We start from the raw sequence: 15891 nt of genomic DNA on the forward strand, positions 1-15891 counted from the left end.
GCCTTGGCGTGGGTCAATTTTCCCGCGCCTTTTCTATATCGGCTCTACTGAGGTTTCCCCCATGCGGCATTCTACGCAATCCTTGTTTTTGTTGCTGATTGCATCTGTCATGCTCAGCGCCTGCGGTAAACAGGAGTCTTCCGCCCAGGCACAATCCCAGCGGCCGCCGGCAGAGGTGGGCTTCGTCACGGTACATGCCCAGCCCTTTACGGTGGTCAACGAGCTGCCCGGTCGTACATCGCCGTACCAGGTGGCGGAAGTCCGCCCGCAGGTGACCGGCATCCTGGAGAAGCGTCTGTTTGAAGAAGGCCAGACGGTCAAGGCCGGCCAGGCGCTCTACAAGATCGATGACAAACTCTACAAGGCTTCCCTGGCCAGCGCCGAGGCAGATTTGGCATCCGCGAAAGCCAATCTGCAATCGGCCCAGCTCACGGCCAACCGTTACGAGCACCTGATCAAGACCGGTGCCGTCAGCCAGCAGGAGCTGGACGATGCCCGCGCCACCCTGAACGCCAACAAGGCTGCCGTCGCGGCGGCCCAGGCCTCGGTGCAGACCGCCCGCATCAACCTGGACTACACCACCATCGAAGCGCCCATCAGCGGCCGCATCGGCCGTTCCAACGTGACCGCCGGCGCACTGGTGACGGCTAACCAGAGCAACGCGCTGACGGTGATCCGCCAACTCGACCCGATCTACGTCGACCTGACCCAGTCCTACTCGGACCTGCAGGCCCTTCGCAGCGCCATGGCTAGTGGCAAGCTGGAGACGGTGGGCAAGGGTAAAGCGACGGTCTCTCTGGTCCACCAGAACGGCGCAACCTATCCACACGACGGCACCCTGCAGTTCTCCGAATACGCGGTCGACGAAAACACGGGATCCGTGACGCTGCGTGCCCTGTTCCCCAACCCGGACGGTGAGCTTCTGCCCGGCATGTTCGTGCGCGCCCGTTTGCCTCAGGCAGAAAGCCAGAACGCGATCCTCGTACCCCAGAAAGGCGTCTCCCGCCAGGCGAATGGTAAGGCGTCCGCCATGGTGGTCAGTCAGGACAACACGGTGGAAAAGCGCTCGGTCGTGACCGAGAAGGCGGTGGGGAATCGCTGGCTGATCAGCAGCGGCCTGAAAGACGGCGATCGTCTGATTGTGGAAGGTCTGCAGAAAATCGGCGAAGGCGCACCGGTGAAGCCGGTCAGCGTCGACGGCGCCGACAACGCGGATAACGCCAAGACAACAAACGACGCGGCACAGGGCTGATTGCATGGCACGCTTCTTTATTGACCGACCAATATTCGCCTGGGTCATCGCCATCGTCCTGATGATGGCCGGTGGCCTGTCGATCTATAACCTGGCCGTCGAGCAGTACCCGACGGTCGCGCCGCCCGAGGTCACTATCCGGGCGACCTATCCCGGGGCCTCCTCCGAAGCCGTGGAAGACTCCGTCACCCAGGTGATCGAGCAGCAGATGAACGGCATCGACAACCTGTTGTACATGTCGTCCACCAGTGACTCCCAGGGCAACGCCTCGATCTCCCTGACGTTTGCCGCCGGGACCGATCCGGACATCGCCCAGGTGCAGGTGCAGAACAAGCTGCAACTGGCCACGCCCCGACTGCCCCAGGTGGTACAGCAGCAGGGCGTGCAGGTCACCAAGTCCTCCGACACCTTCCTGATGGTGGTGGCCTTCACCTCCAGCGACGGCAGCATGGACCGGGCCGACATCGCCGACTACGTGGCCGCCAACATCAAGGACCCGATCAGCCGGACCCAGGGTGTGGGCCAGACCCGTCTGTTTGGTGCCCAGTACGCCATGCGGGTGTGGCTCAACCCCAACAAGCTTAACGAATACGGCCTGACACCGGCGGACGTGACCAACGCCATCGCCGTGCAGAACAACCAGGTGGCCGGCGGCCAGTTGGGCGGTACGCCGTCGGTGGACAATCAGCAGATGAACGCCTCGATCATCGTGCAGACGCTGCTGTCCACGCCGGAGGAATTCGGCAAGATCCTGCTCAAGGTCACGCCCGACGGTTCCAAGGTGCGCCTGAACGACGTCGCCCGCGTAAAGCTGGGTGCGGAGAGCTACAACACTGTGGGGCGCTTCAACGGGCATGCGGCCGCCGGTCTGGGTATCAACCTGGCCTCCGGCGCCAACGCGCTGGATACCGCCGAACGCGTACGGGCCCGTCTCGACGAGCTGAAGCAGTACTTCCCCGACGGCCTGGAAATCCAGTATCCATATGACACCACCCCGTTCGTGAAAATCTCCATCGAGGAGGTGGTCAAAACCCTGTTTGAAGGCATTGCCCTGGTCTTCCTGGTGATGTTCCTGTTCCTGCAGAACTTCCGGGCCACGCTGATTCCGACCATTGCCGTGCCGGTGGTGCTGTTGGGCACGTTTGCGGTGCTCTTTGCTTTTGGCTTCTCGGTGAACACCCTGACCATGTTCGGCATGGTGCTGGCGATCGGCCTGTTGGTGGACGACGCCATCGTCGTGGTGGAGAACGTGGAGCGGATCATGTCCGAGGAAGGGCTGGGGCCGCTCGAGGCCACCCGCAAGTCCATGGGCCAGATCACCGGCGCCCTGGTGGGGATTGCCCTGGTGCTGTCGGCGGTGTTCGTGCCCATGGCCTTCTTCCCCGGCTCCACCGGTGCCATTTATCGCCAGTTCTCGATCACCATCGTCTCGGCGATGATCCTGTCGGTGCTGGTGGCGCTGATCCTGACGCCGGCCCTGTGCGCGACCCTGCTCAAGCCCCACAAGGGCAACCACCACACCAAGGGTGGCTTCTTCGGCTGGTTCAACCGATCGTTCGAGAAAGCCTCCGGCCGTTACCAGGGGCGGGTCGAGAAAATCGTCGGCCGGCGGGGCCGCTACGTGCTGCTGTACGTGGTGATCGTCGGTGTGCTCGCGTTCAGCTTCATGCGCCTGCCTTCCGCGTTCCTGCCGGATGAGGACCAGGGCATCCTGCTGGCCCAGGTGCAGTTGCCGGTCGGGTCCACCCAGGAGCAGACCATCGACGTGCTCAAGAAGATGGAACACCACTTCCTGGTGGATGAGAAAGACGTGGTGCAGTCCATGTTCACCGTCGCCGGCTTCAGCTTTGCCGGCCAGGGCCAGAACTCCGGTCTCGCCTTCGTACGGCTGAAAGACTGGGAAGACCGCGACCTGGGCAAGGACGGCGTGCAGGCCGTTGTCGGCCGGGCCATGGGGGCCTTCTCGCAGATTCGGGAAGCGGTGATCTATGCCCTTAACCCGCCGTCCATTCCCGCGCTGGGTGTGGCCAGCGGCTTCAATATGCAGCTGCAGGACCGTGGTGGCCAGGGTCACGACGCGCTGGTTCAGGCAGCCCACAAGCTGCTGGGTGAGGCCAACCAGAACCGGGCCCTGACCCAGGTTCGCTACAGTGGTCTGCCGGACGCACCGCAGTACCACCTGGATGTGGACCGCCAGAAGGCCAAGGCCATGGGTGTGTCGCTGGCGGACATCAACACCACCCTGCAGGTGGCGTGGGGCTCCAGCTACGTCAACGACTTCACCGACCGCGGGCGGATCAAGCGGGTCTACGTCCAGGCGGACGCGCCCTACCGCATGCTGCCCAACGACATCGACAACTGGTACGTGCGCAACGGCGACGGCGACATGGTGCCCTTCTCCAGCTTTGCCACCGGCGAGTGGAGCTACGGCCCGCAGCAGTTGCAGCGCTACAACGGCGTCTCGTCCATGAACATCCAGGGTAGCGCGGCGCCCGGCTACAGCACTGGCGACGCCATGAAAGCCATGGAAAAACTGGTGGATGACCTGCCCGGCGGTTTCGGCGCCCAGTGGACCGGTCTGTCCTACCAGGAGCAGCAGTCTGGCAGCCAGGCGCCGGCGCTGTATGCGCTGTCGCTGATCTTCGTCTTCCTGTGCCTGGCCGCGCTGTACGAGAGCTGGTCGATTCCGTTCTCCGTCATGCTGGTGGTGCCGCTGGGCGTCATCGGCGCCGTGCTGGCGGCCACGATGCGCGGGCTGGATAACGACGTGTTCTTCCAGGTGGGCCTGCTCACCACCATCGGCCTGTCGTCGAAGAACGCGATCCTGATCGCCGAATTCGCGCTGGAGCTGGAGAAGCAGGGCCGCGGCCTGCTCAAGGCCACACTGGAAGCGACCCGCATGCGATTGCGGCCAATCCTGATGACCTCGCTGGCCTTTGGACTGGGCGTCACGCCGCTGATGCTCAGCACCGGTGCCGGCTCCGGCGCGCGTAATGCGATCGGGACCGCCGTCTTCGGCGGCGTCGTCGCGGCCACCGCGCTGGCCATCTTCTTCATCCCGCTGTTTTACGTGCTGGTGCGCCGCCTCTCCGGTGTGCCCTTGAAAGCCAGCGGTGACACCGAATCCACATCCGATGACCGTGGGGACACCCCGGCACTCGAACAACCGGAGGGCCGTTCATGAAACGACTGACCCCAGCCTTGATCATTGCCCTGGGTCTGGGCGGATGCACCCTGATGCCCGACTACCAGCGACCGGACAACCCGGTCCCTGAGGACGTGGGCACCCGCAGCCAGGCGCAGGACACGGTGGTCCTGCCCGGCTGGGAGACCCTGTTCCAGGACAACCAGCTGCGCGCGCTGATCAGCAACGCCCTGGCCAACAACCGCGACCTGCGTCTGGCCATGCTCGACGTGAAAGCGGCGCGGGCCCGGTACGGCATCCAGGGCGCCGACCTGTTTCCGGAAATCGGCGTCAACGCCGACGGCACCCGTCAGCGAGTGCCTGCTGACCTGAGCGGGACCGGTTCCAGCACGATTTCCAGCCAGTACAGCGTCGGCCTGGGTGTCGCGTCCTACGAACTGGACCTGTTCGGCCGCGTGCGCAGCCTCAAGGAATCTGCCCTGCAGAGCTACCTCGCCACTGAGGAAGCCCAACGCAGCGCCAGGATCACCCTGGTGTCGGAAGTGGCCAACGCCTACCTGACCCTGCTGGCGGACAAGCAGAACCTGCGCATCAGCCAGGAGACCGTCGACGCCCAGCAAGAATCGGTCAAGCTGGTTCGCAACCGCTACAACGCCGGCCTGGGGTCCGAGCTGGACGTCCGCCAAGCGGAAATCGCCCTGGAAACCGCACGCACCAACCGCGCCCAGTACCGCCGTCTGGTCTCGGAAGATCGCAACGCGCTGGCCGTGCTGGTCGGCGCACCGGTGCCGGTGATCCCGAACACCAGCGTGATTGATCCGGCCGTCTCCCTGCTGACCGACGTGCCGGCAGGCCTGTCCTCCGACGTGCTGCTGCAGCGCCCGGACATCCAGCAGGCCGAGCACAGCCTCAAGTCGGCCAGCGCCAACATCGGCGCGGCGCGGGCGGCGTTCTACCCGAGCATCACCCTGACCGGCTCGGCGGGCACCGCCAGCAGCGAGTTGTCCGGCCTGTTCGACGGCGGCTCCGGCGCCTGGTCGTTCGCGCCCAGCATCAACCTGCCGATCTTCACCGCCGGTAAGAACCAGGCCAACCTGGACCTGGCGGAAATCCAGCGAGATCAGCAGGTCGCCCAGTACGAGCAGACCATCCAGAACGCCTTCCAGGAAGTGTCGAACGCCCTGGCGGCCCGCAATTTCCTGGCCGAGCAGGAAACGTCCCAGGCGGCGCTGGTCAAGGCGACGGAACGGTCCCTCAACCTGGCGGAAGATCGCTATGAGGCCGGTGCGGATGATTATCTCGCCGTGCTCGACGCCCGCCGCGAGCTGCTGAGCGCCCGTCAGGCCCTGGTCTCAGTCAAGCTGCAGAAGCTGATCAACCGCATCACCCTGTACCGCGCGTTGGGCGGTGGCGAATCGTCGGATCAAACCACGGTCATCGGGCATAAGCCGACGCAGGATGAAACACCGGCCCAGGGTTGAACCGGTCCGTTGCAATCTGGATCGCGTAGGATACGGTTTCACCCGTAAAGCCCATCCGGTAGAGAAATCACAAGGAGTGTCTATGACCATCGGTAAGCCATTCACAATCCTGGCCCTGAGTCTGCTGAGTGCCGGCGTCATGGCGGAAGAATCGACGTCCAAACCGGGCCCGGACGAGTGGCGGTTCAACCTCGGCGCCGGGGTCGGCGTCGCGCCCGAGTACCGTGGTGCCGACACCTACAAGGCCATCCCGATCCCGGTGGTGGAAGCCCGTCTGGGGCGGTTGTTCATCAACCCCATCACCGGCATCGGTTGGAACGTGGTGCGGACCGAACAACTGACCATCTCGCCGGTGATCTCCTATGAACGCGGCCGTGACGACGTTGGCGACATCTCCGAACTCGACAAAGTCGATGACGGCGCCATGGCCGGCGTGCTGCTGAGCTGGACACCCGGACCCTGGCAGTTCAACACCGAGCTGGCGACGCCGGTGGCCGGTGATCTGGAAGGGATTCGCCTGCGCTCCTACCTGCGATTCCGTGGGCGCTTGTCTCCGCAATGGAGCTACGGCTTCGAGCCAGGGGCCACCTGGGCCAACGAGAAATGGAACGACGTCCTGTTCGGCGTCTCGGACGCGGAAGCCACCCGTTCCGGACTGGCGGCTTACGATCCCGACGGCGCCTTCCTGCGTGCCAGTGTCAACGGTCGCCTGACCTATCACGTGACGCCGGAGTGGAACGTCTCCTCCATTGCCCGCTACAGCCGACTCTTTGGCGATGCGGCGGACAGCCCGATTGTCTCGGATGTGGGCGATGCCAACCAATGGTTCGGCAGCCTGATCGTCACCTACAGCTTCTGACACACCGTTTCACGCCCACCGTCCTCCCCCCTGAACCCAACCCTCCCGGACGGTGGGCTTTTTTATCCGTCATCACCACCGCCTTTGGACCGTTGGCCAGACCAATGCCCCCGATCCCGCGTATGCTGTGGTTAATAGCCCCTGATCGGAGTCGTATGTCATGTTGCTGAACGAGGATCTATCGTCCCCCGCGCGGGTCCATGCCAGCGCCCTGGACTGGGTGCCAAGCCCCCTGGGCGGCGTCAAGCGGCGCATGCTGTTTCGCATTGGCGACGAGAAAGCCCGCGCCACGTCTATCGTGCGCTACGCGCCGGGCAGCCATTTCTCCGCCCATAACCATCCCGGCGGCGAGGAGTTCCTGGTATTGGAAGGCACCTTTCAGGACGAGAACGGCGATTACCCGGCCGGCTCTTACGTGCGCAATCCGCCGGGCAGCCGGCACACCCCGCGCAGCGACGGCGGCTGCATCATCTTCGTCAAACTCTGGCAGTTCCGCGCGGACGATCTTGAGCCCGTGGTCCGCCGCCCCCGCGAGGGCGAGCGGGCGCCACTGCGCCCCGGTGTCGTGGCGGCAAGGCTGCTGTTTGAGGGCGCCGATGAGCGCGTGGTCCTCGAGGAATGGCAGTCGGGAGCCGAGGTGGCACTGGAGGGTTTTCCGGGCCTGGAACTGCTGGTCCTCGACGGCGGGTTCAGCGACGGCACCGACGACCTGGACCGTTACACCTGGCTACGCCTGCCCGCCGGCGAGTCGCTGAAAGCCAGGGTGGGCCCGGAAGGCGCCCGCGTCTGGTACAAGGTTGCGCCGCTGATGCACGAGAACGTCTGCGCCTTCGACGAATGATTTCCAGGTGCTCAGGGGGAAGCTATGGCGATCCTGGACCATTGGGCGCGACGCTTACGAGTGACGCACCATTGAAAGGTGCTACCAGGTCGTCAGGCGGTCGAGAAACGATGAAACGCGCCCTTTCCGTTTAAGCTCTGTGTTCTTCATCACGATCAAGAGGTCAACGGCACCCGAAAAATCGGGCCCGAAAGGAATACGCTCCAGGGCATCGCGCGTTGCTGGGTAGAAATGCCACAGGGAGCTGGCCAGCTCATTTTCCAGTTGCCCCGGACCCCAGCCGAAGGTGCCGATGCCGCAAACAGGAACGTGATGGGCGGCGTTATCGATAAAGGCCTGCTCGTCAAAACTCAGCGCCAGGGATGCATTGCGGATGGTGCTTTTGTAGTTTTCCGGATTGCGACCCATTATCCAGGGTCGATCATCGGCAACCGGGCCACCGGCAAGCACCTTGGTTGTCACCAATTCCTTAGAGGAGAGATGCGAAAGAAGGGGAGAAATCCCGGCGATTTCGTCCAGGCTTTTGCTGTAGTTCTTGTTCATCGAGACGCCGACAGCACCGTCGCTCGAGTGCTGGACGATGTAGATGGCTCTGCCTGCAATGGATTCAAATTTCGGCATCTCGGACAGCGCCGGATTGGCAATCAATAGCCCGTCTTCCAGAAATGAAGACATTCACTCTTCTCCTTGAGTTGTTGATCGATGGTCCTGAAGCTCAGGCCATACTTCCTTTTCTTTATCGTGATTGAGGCGCGGGGCTCAGCCGGGATGTTGTCGGCAGGTTTTGCAAGGCCTGACGCCAGGGTTTCAGAACTCGCCGCGCTCGTGCCGTGCGGCGATGTCCTTGAACAGATCGAACAGGCCGCCTTCGAACAGCCAGGGGTCGCCCATTTCGAACATTTGGCAAAAAGGACCTTCCGATTGGGTCGAATGTTCGATCCTGTTTAAGTTGTCGAAGGAATAGCCTGGTGTATAGCGACCGCCATAGGCCGCACCACGAGTGACACCGAGAACTTCGCCGTCGATTTCCTCGCGGATATTGAACTTGCCTCTCGGGATGGCGTTTGGATCGTCAGGGTGCAGAAAGAAGCGGTCTATGGAATCGATAAACCATCTTACGCCGGCTATTGGGTACTCGTACTGCTGGTAAACGAACTCCCCTGGCGATGAGTCGTCTGGAGCCAGCCATTCTTTAATCGAGATAATGAGATGTCGATCATAGATAAAGAAATGCCAAATCTGAGGGTAGTTCGGCGTGCTATGAGCTTCATCTTTACTTTGACCAACTTTTTGGTAGCCACGAGGAGGCGAATCTGGGTCAATAAAAGGCCAGGGGGGTAATCTCGAATACTGCATGTCACGCTCCAAAATCGATAGGGACTAAATCGACAAGCTCAACGTAAGCGTCGTTTCCGCCTTTACCGCTGTTGGTCATGTAGTCAAAGGTTTTTGGGTTTTTTTCATAAGTGAGCGTTTCAAGGGCACCGTAAACTCGGTTGTCACTCGAGAAGGCCGTATGTTTGGTTAGACCGTTGCCCAAAAAGTGCTCATTAGCTCCGGTATCGCGTTGGATTCGGAGGCGAATTTCGAAAGCATTTATTTCGTCAGAGTTGAGCCCCCGATTTTTTAGATGACGCCGTCTAACACGCGGGCTTGACCACTCATCGTCCCTCATATCCTTAACGAGCGCTTCGTACTTGGCCTGATACTCCGGCGTCATCACCTCATCCAGTAAACCATCCAGTTCCGTATAGCCATCCAGTTTTTCGCGTGCAAACGCCTTCAGGTTATCGAATGTCGGGATTATAGTCCTGGCATCCGCCTGCTTGATGGCGGCCTCCCGGTCGATGATCGCCAACTTGTAGTTTGCGTCAGGTTTGTACTCGATCCCCAACTGCTCGGCAATCAGCTTAGGGCAGGTGTCGGACGGTTCGATCTGGTCCAGGGTGGTGGACCAGTAGCGGACTGTACCATCCGCACCAGGGCGACCCAGGGTGCCGGCCATGGCGCCTTCGGGCTTTTTGTAGCCGTCCACATGATGGGTTTCTACCAGACGGACGATAAAGCGGTCGTTATCCAGACCTTCTTGGGCGAGCTGAAGCAGTTCCTCCTGAGTGTATTTTGGCGTGAAACCTCCCTGTGCCAACAGACGCTGACGGGCTGCTTTCAAAGCGGTGACGGCATCTTCCAGGCTGTTTACGATGAGTCGCCGGCTGGCCAGGGAGCGTTCCTTTAACTCGGGGCCTTCGGGACGCGGGCGGCAAACGCTCTCGCAACGGCCATCGGTGGCTACGGAATAATGGTAACGGGTTTGCCGCGCGATCTTCAGTCGTTTGGCCAGGTTGCGTAAGGGCGCGGCTAAAGGGGCCAGTTTTTTCAGGTAACGGGGCGCCGACGCGACTGCACCGGCCCCTCCCGTAGCGGCTGCGAGGAGGATGCCCAGCACTACATCGAAGCCCAGCCCACCGGCTGAGAAACTGATCTCGGTGCTGTCCTGCACCTGTGCGAATTCGACTGCAAAACGCCCCAGCATGTCACGGGACTCCGGATCGTCCAGCAGCAGGGCAGTGATCTCATAGGCTTCCGTCAGGTCTTCCCAGCGAATATCGGCAGGGTCGAAACCGAGCGCCTCGACCAGGGCGGCTTTATTGGCCTCATCGAAGCGTTGTTTGAAGTCGTTGACCCAAGCTTGATCAGAGCCATCCAGCGTTGCGTCCCAGGCGGCCTTGAGGGCGTGCCGGAACTGCTGCATCGGGGTGAGGTTGCCAACGGCTGCGGCCGTATGCACGAATCCGACGGCACTCTCCCAGAGCCCCTTCAGGCCGAAAACCACATGCACGCCAGCGTTGAAGGTCAAAGGCAGGTCCGCCGTGCTGGCATCGAGGCGGGCCGCTTCCCTGCGCTCGCGGGAGACCATGGCATCCAGTTGGGCCTGGAGTTGCTGACGCAGGAGGGCGATGGACCCCGCTGGCGCCGGGTCGCCGAAACGGACATCCACCACAGGATCCAGAAGCCCCGTCACCTGTGCCTGGCCCTGATCGTCCAATGTGCCCGAGCGAAAGTCATTCAGGCCCGTGACGGCAAAAGGAGCACCGGCGACACCGCTGCCATCCGGCCAGCGGTAGAGCAGATCCAGCGTCCGCTGTCCGGATTCGGTCGGGGTGTTTTGGGGAGGTGGAGCCTTATAGGCCGGCTCGGCGGCCGGGGCAAGACTGTCACCCTGTAAAGGGGCGCCGCCGATGCCGCTGCTTGTCCGACCTTCCCAATGATCATCCAGGGCCTGGGCTAGTCTGGGCGGTAGATTGGCCACCGTTGATCCAGATTCCGGACGTCGGTTCAGGAAGACCCCGGGGCTGGCACCGCTGGCGTCAAACAGGATCTGTTCGCCTTGCGCCAGTTGCTCTATCAAGCGTGACGGCTTTTGGCGGGGATCCAGATTCTCGATGGGCGTGTCGGTGACGGCATGCGGGTTGAGGATTCGCTTGACGATATCCACCGCGCTTTGCGGATGGACGAGGGTCACCAATGCGTCGGAAGAACGTGGTAACTCCTCCACGCTCGCAAGACGGTAACTCATGAACTCCAATCCTTGAGATTTTCGGGATGCTGGCGTCCTGCCAACATGACAGCGTTACACTAGCCGATCCGGCGGATGGCGACAATCTCAATCATCTTGCGTTTTGCTGTCCAACCGGCATGATCGTCCCCATGCTGCCGATCGATACCCTGCTCCCCGATTTACGCGCCACCCTCGAGGCGCACACCACCGTCCTGCTCCAGGCTCCGCCGGGTGCCGGTAAGACCACCCGTGTGCCGCTGGCCCTGCTGGACTGCGACTGGCGCGACGACCGCCGCATCCTGATGCTCGAACCCCGCCGCATCGCCGCCCGTGCTGCCGCCCGCTTTATGGCCGGCCAGCTGGGCGAGAAGCCCGGCGAGACGGTCGGCTACCGCACCCGGCTGGACACCAAGGTTTCTGCCCGCACCCGCATCGAAGTGGTCACCGAAGGCATCCTCACCCGCCTGATCCAGCAGGACCCGGCGCTGGAAGACTACGCCGCTATCCTGTTCGACGAATTCCACGAGCGCTCCCTGCAGGCGGATCTCGGGCTGGCGTTGGTGCGGGAATCCCAGCAGGCGCTGCGGGACGACCTGCGCGTGGTGGTCATGTCCGCCACACTGGATACCGCGCCGCTGGCCCAGCTTTTGGACAACGCGCCGGTACTCACCAGTGAGGGCCGGGCCTATCCGGTGGACGTGCACTACCGCCCGATGCCCCCGGCGTCCGGTCGACCGCCCCGCATCATCGACCACACGGCGGCCGTGATTCGCGAAGCGCTGGATACGGAAATGGGCTCGATTCTCACTTTTCTCCCCGGCGCAGGAGAAATTCGACAGGTGGAGCGGCTGATGCGTCCCCATTTGCCACCAGGCACCCACCTGACCCCACTTTATGGCAATTTGAAAGGCGAGGAGCAGGACCGGGCCATCCAGCCCGCTCCTGAAGGCGAGCGCAAGATCGTGCTGGCCACCGCCATCGCCGAAACCAGTCTGACCATCGAAGGCGTTCGGGTGGTGATCGACGCTGGCCAGGCCCGCCGCGCCGTGTTCGACCCCAACAGCGGCATGACCCGCCTGATCACCGGCCGTGTCTCCCAGGCGGCCGCCGAACAGCGCAAGGGCCGCGCCGGGCGCGTCGAACCGGGCGTGTGCTATCGACTGTGGAGCGAGTCCGAACAGCAGGGGCTACCCGCCTTCAACCCTCCGGAAATCCTCGAAGCCGACCTGGCGCCCCTGGCCCTGGAGCTGGCCCAGTGGGGTGCTCGGGACCCGGGCGATCTGGAATGGCTCGACCCGCCGCCGGCCGCCCACTGGGCCCAGGCCGTGGACCTGCTGCAATGGCTCGACCTGCTGGACGGCGACGGCGCCATTACCGACCACGGCCGCCGCGCTCGGGATCTGGGTATTCATCCCCGGTTGGCACACATGGTCATCAAGGGACGTGAGTTGGGCTATCCACAGACCGCCGCCCGACTGGCGGCGCTGCTCGGTGATCGGGACCTGCTGGGCCCAAGCGCCGGTGCCGATCTCACCCACCGCCTACAGGTGCTGACCGGCGACTACCGCGCCCCCAATCTGGACCGCGCGCGGCTGGACGCCCTCAAACGGGCGGCGGATCGACTGCTCCCGGAGAAAGGTGCCCGGGATGTGGATAACTCGCTCCCGGCGGGGCGTTTGTTGGCCCTCGCTTACCCGGATCGCGTTGCCCTGCGGCGCTCCGGCGACGCCAACCGTTACCAGCTCAGCAACGGCCGCGGTGCCCGGCTGAACGACGAAGACGCCCTGGGCCGGGAAGACTGGCTGGTCGCCGCCGATCTGGACGGCCAGGCCCGGGAAGCCCGCATCTTCCTCGCCGCCGCCACCGACCGCGCCACCCTGGAAACCGATCTGGCCACCCATATCGAGACCGCCGACGAGGCCCGCTGGGACGACGCCAGAGGCACCGTCATCGCCCGCCGCGTCAAACGACTGGGCGCGCTGGTGTTGGAACAGAAACCCCTGCCGGACCCCAGCCCGGAACAGATCCAACTCGGCCTGCTCACCGCCGTCCGCGAAAAGGGCCTGAACAGCCTGCCCTGGACTGAATCCGCCCGGCAGTGGCGCGCCCGCGTGCAACACATGAAGGCTCTGGAGCCGGACGCCTGGCCGGACACAGCCGACACGGCCCTGCTCAACACCCTCGACCAGTGGCTCGCCCCGTTTCTGGCCGGCGTGCGCAACTGGAAAGGCCTGCAGCAGATCAACCTCATCGACGCCCTGCAAAGCCAGCTGGACTACACCCAGCAACAGGCCCTCAAGCGGGACTTACCCACAGCCCTCGAAATCCCCACCGGTCAACAGATCCGCCTCGACTACACCGCCGAAAACGGTCCCGTCCTGGCCGCCAAACTCCAGGCCCTGTTCGGCTGGACCGACACCCCCAAGCTCGCCAACGGCCGCCTGCCCGTCGTCATCCACCTACTCTCCCCGGCCCAACGCCCCCTGGCCGTCACCGCCGACCTCGCCAACTTCTGGCGCGAAGTTTATCCACAGGTGAGGAAGGAGCAGCGCGGGCGTTACCCGAAGCACCCCTGGCCGGAAGATCCGCTGACAGCCGAGGCGAAGATGGGGACGAAGAAGTCGGGGAAGTGAAAGTGAACGCGCGAAAAAGCGCGGAGTTCAGCGGCATAGTGACGGAAAAGTACGAAGGATGCTATTGCGACATTATGTAGACGGATGATTTTGCGGGATTTATTTGAATAGATGCAGTTGCGATCGAGTGTTATACGTCACGGAGTTATCCTCGTTTTGATGGAAAACTCCAAAAGCGAGAATCCGATCTCTGGCCTTACATGACTGAAAGAACTACGCTTTTCGGACGCTGGAGTGTTTCGCGCTGCGGAGTTATAAGTCGGCGTGATATACGTCAAATGATGTTGAATTAGCTGTTAACAGTAAGGGAGGCATAGATTGGGAGTCAGTCGCCACGATATTCACGTGCTGGACAGGTTTATTAAGCCATTTGGAAGTATCCTTTTCGTTCTATTCTTGGCCTTTGCTTCATTGGTACTGGGTGCCTTTCTATCAATCCATAATTCTGACTGGACTTGGTTCTCGAGGTTCGGTTCGGTAATCACCGTTTCTGGTCTGCTGTTGGTGAGTTCACCTGTTTTTGATCAGGGTGTATACAGGGCGCACGCCAAAGCATTTGCGTTCGGTAGCAAGGATGAACATGGTGACTCAAAAGTTACTGACGAAGAGTCGCGGCAAACCGGCAACAAAGTTTTGGTGGGTATCGTCGTTTCTATCGCTGGTACTTTGGTGTGGGGGTTCGGTGATCTGCTTGGTCGTATCAGCGTCTGTTAACAAGTCAATTAAGTTCGTTCCGGCCTTCGGCCTCCACCGGACGGCCCTGTCGGGCCGCCGCTTATTTCTGCGTTAAGTGTCATATATGAACTGTCTTCACTGTCACCAAAAATTTGGAATGGAAGAGGCTCTTGTTAAGAGTGCGTTTTCTTGGCCCGAAATGGGAGCGTTTTGGTATGAATGTGAGAGCTGCGGAAAGGGCAACCATATCAATGTGCAAGAGGGAGGGTATGGTCAAATTAGAATCCTTGGTGCGCCGGGCCCTAACTGGGAGCAAGTTGCATTTTTCCCTTGTGCATCACTCCATTTCCGTCAAGACCCGGGGCTTCTCCATGTCTGGGTAGGCAAAAAGCACTATGAAGTGGCTGCGAGGCAGTAAACACTTAACAAGGCAATCAAATTCGTTCCGGCCTTTGGCCTCCACCGGACGCCCTTGTCAGGGCGCCGTTTATTGCTGGCGTTAGGTGTCATTTGTGATCAAGAAGCTTTTGCTCGGCGCATTTTCCGCTCTCATTATTGGTGCCGGCGCAGTTGCATATTTGGCAGCACCTTATGTCGCTACTCCAGAGTTCGTAGTAAAAAACGAATCAGGCGTCAGCATCGAAGTTACGGCGCAATGGAGAGAGCGCAGCAAAAAACTTGGCAGTCTTCCTGCCGGTAGCGAACAGGTCTTTGAGGTCAATGATGAGGCGGCAATGAAGTTTCGGGTTGTCTATCCAAGCGGGCGGGTCATTACCAGCGAGCCTGCCATTTATTTTACCTCAGGCACGAAAGTCATAGCGGTTGTTGGCAAATCCTCAATAGACGTCAGCACCGAGTTTTGAGACAAGCACCTAACCAGTGCATTAAATTCGTTCCGGCCCGATGGGCCTCCACCGGACGGCTTTTTCTCCGCTTCGCTGCGCAAAAGCCGCCGTTTATGCAGGCGTTATGCACTATAAGGAGATGGCTAGATGGATGCTTCCATCTATCAAAATTTAAGAAATGCACTTAAAAGTTCGGGGGCAGTTTTTGAGGGACCCTCTACGGAGGATATCGATGAAGATATCCAAGAGATAATTGAGGTTCTCCATATTGAGTCTTGGAAAGCAAATATAGATGGCGAAATGAAGGATTTCTCCCAGTTGCTAAGTGAATTGGTTCAGGCTAATGAGGCTGGCGACAAACAGAGATGCATAGAAGCAATTTCCATGCTCAGGATTGGTGTGGCAAGCATTGAATCTGCATTTTCCAATGCCAAAGACAGCATGGAGAAACTAATCGTAGCAATACGTGATGCATAATTAGTCGCCCCTGCAAAAGTAAAAACCTGAACAAAGGCAATGAGTTGGCCTGACTTCGGGGTATAATATCCATCATAAATCTCCCCGTTTCGTCCAAAAACCGGAAGAAAGCCCCATGATCCCA

At 61.1% G+C, this 15891-nt stretch carries 12 protein-coding genes; 9 read left to right on the plus strand and 3 right to left on the minus strand.

All coding sequences use genetic code 11. The features are described from left to right. Window positions 1-61: 61 nt before the first annotated feature. The 5 genes from J3364_RS13205 to J3364_RS13225 all read left to right on the plus strand — a co-directional run bounded on the left by J3364_RS13205 (window position 62) and on the right by J3364_RS13225 (window position 7578). Complete coding sequence (locus J3364_RS13205; protein WP_349558786.1) at window positions 62-1252, plus strand: efflux RND transporter periplasmic adaptor subunit; 1191 nt, start codon at window positions 62-64, stop codon at window positions 1250-1252. Between the two features lie 4 nt (window positions 1253-1256). Beyond that, the gene (locus tag J3364_RS13210; RefSeq protein WP_349558787.1) at window positions 1257-4436 is read left to right on the plus strand and encodes an efflux RND transporter permease subunit; all 3180 of its coding nucleotides are present in this window, start codon (window positions 1257-1259) and stop codon (window positions 4434-4436) included. Further along, window positions 4433-5878 carry an efflux transporter outer membrane subunit gene (locus J3364_RS13215; protein ID WP_349558788.1) on the plus strand — a complete coding sequence of 482 codons (1446 nt, stop codon included), beginning with the start codon at window positions 4433-4435 and terminating at the stop codon, window positions 5876-5878. The genes J3364_RS13210 and J3364_RS13215 overlap by 4 nt, the downstream gene beginning before the upstream one ends. 82 nt (window positions 5879-5960) lie before the next feature. After that, window positions 5961-6737, plus strand: coding sequence for a MipA/OmpV family protein (locus J3364_RS13220; RefSeq protein WP_349558789.1), 777 nt, complete (start codon window positions 5961-5963; stop codon window positions 6735-6737). A gap of 160 nt (window positions 6738-6897) precedes the next feature. Next, the gene (locus J3364_RS13225; RefSeq protein ID WP_349558790.1) at window positions 6898-7578 is read left to right on the plus strand and encodes a cupin domain-containing protein; all 681 of its coding nucleotides are present in this window, start codon (window positions 6898-6900) and stop codon (window positions 7576-7578) included. 81 nt (window positions 7579-7659) lie between these two features. On the opposite strand, the gene J3364_RS13230 is transcribed toward J3364_RS13225, so the two are convergent. From J3364_RS13230 to J3364_RS13240, 3 genes are all read right to left on the minus strand, one after another. Continuing rightward, entirely contained in the window at window positions 7660-8253 is a 594-nt protein-coding gene (locus J3364_RS13230; RefSeq protein WP_349558791.1) for a YqgE/AlgH family protein, read from the minus strand. Window positions 8254-8385: 132 nt separating this feature from the next. Then, on the minus strand, window positions 8386-8934 hold the full coding sequence (locus J3364_RS13235; RefSeq protein WP_349558792.1) for a hypothetical protein: 549 nt from the start codon (window positions 8932-8934) through the stop codon (window positions 8386-8388). 1 nt (window position 8935) lies between these two features. Beyond that, window positions 8936-11155: a hypothetical protein gene (locus J3364_RS13240; protein ID WP_349558793.1), complete on the minus strand. Its 2220-nt coding sequence runs from the start codon at window positions 11153-11155 to the stop codon at window positions 8936-8938. A 131-nt stretch (window positions 11156-11286) separates the two neighbouring features. On the opposite strand from J3364_RS13240, the gene hrpB reads away from it, so the two are divergent. From hrpB to J3364_RS13260, 4 genes are all read left to right on the plus strand, one after another. After that, entirely contained in the window at window positions 11287-13770 is a 2484-nt protein-coding gene (gene hrpB / locus J3364_RS13245) for an ATP-dependent helicase HrpB (protein ID WP_349558794.1), read from the plus strand. A 318-nt stretch (window positions 13771-14088) separates the two neighbouring features. After that, window positions 14089-14484 (plus strand): hypothetical protein, encoded by a 396-nt coding sequence (locus J3364_RS13250; protein ID WP_349558795.1) that lies wholly within the window; start codon window positions 14089-14091, stop codon window positions 14482-14484. Between the two features lie 473 nt (window positions 14485-14957). After that, on the plus strand, window positions 14958-15308 hold the full coding sequence (locus tag J3364_RS13255; RefSeq protein ID WP_349558796.1) for a hypothetical protein: 351 nt from the start codon (window positions 14958-14960) through the stop codon (window positions 15306-15308). Window positions 15309-15437: 129 nt separating this feature from the next. Then, entirely contained in the window at window positions 15438-15767 is a 330-nt protein-coding gene (locus J3364_RS13260) for a hypothetical protein (RefSeq protein ID WP_349558797.1), read from the plus strand. Window positions 15768-15891 lie beyond the last annotated feature (124 nt).

The sequence above is a fragment of the Marinobacter sp. NFXS9 genome (assembly GCF_040148665.1).
Classification (GTDB): Bacteria; Pseudomonadota; Gammaproteobacteria; order Pseudomonadales; family Oleiphilaceae; genus Marinobacter_A; species Marinobacter_A mangrovi.

Bases quoted from the DNA above. Each gene is read 5' to 3' on its own strand.
- J3364_RS13230 (WP_349558791.1), bottom strand. From the start codon at position 8,253: ATGTCTTCATTTCTGGAAGACGGGCTATTGATTGCCAATCCGGCGCTG.
- J3364_RS13210 (WP_349558787.1), top strand. From the start codon at position 1,257: ATGGCACGCTTCTTTATTGACCGACCAATATTCGCCTGGGTCATCGCC.
- J3364_RS13235 (WP_349558792.1), bottom strand. From the start codon at position 8,934: ATGCAGTATTCGAGATTACCCCCCTGGCCTTTTATTGACCCAGATTCG.
- hrpB (WP_349558794.1), top strand. From the start codon at position 11,287: ATGCTGCCGATCGATACCCTGCTCCCCGATTTACGCGCCACCCTCGAG.
- J3364_RS13240 (WP_349558793.1), bottom strand. From the start codon at position 11,155: ATGAGTTACCGTCTTGCGAGCGTGGAGGAGTTACCACGTTCTTCCGAC.
- J3364_RS13215 (WP_349558788.1), top strand. From the start codon at position 4,433: ATGAAACGACTGACCCCAGCCTTGATCATTGCCCTGGGTCTGGGCGGA.
- J3364_RS13205 (WP_349558786.1), top strand. From the start codon at position 62: ATGCGGCATTCTACGCAATCCTTGTTTTTGTTGCTGATTGCATCTGTC.
- J3364_RS13220 (WP_349558789.1), top strand. From the start codon at position 5,961: ATGACCATCGGTAAGCCATTCACAATCCTGGCCCTGAGTCTGCTGAGT.
- J3364_RS13225 (WP_349558790.1), top strand. From the start codon at position 6,898: ATGTTGCTGAACGAGGATCTATCGTCCCCCGCGCGGGTCCATGCCAGC.
- J3364_RS13260 (WP_349558797.1), top strand. From the start codon at position 15,438: ATGGATGCTTCCATCTATCAAAATTTAAGAAATGCACTTAAAAGTTCG.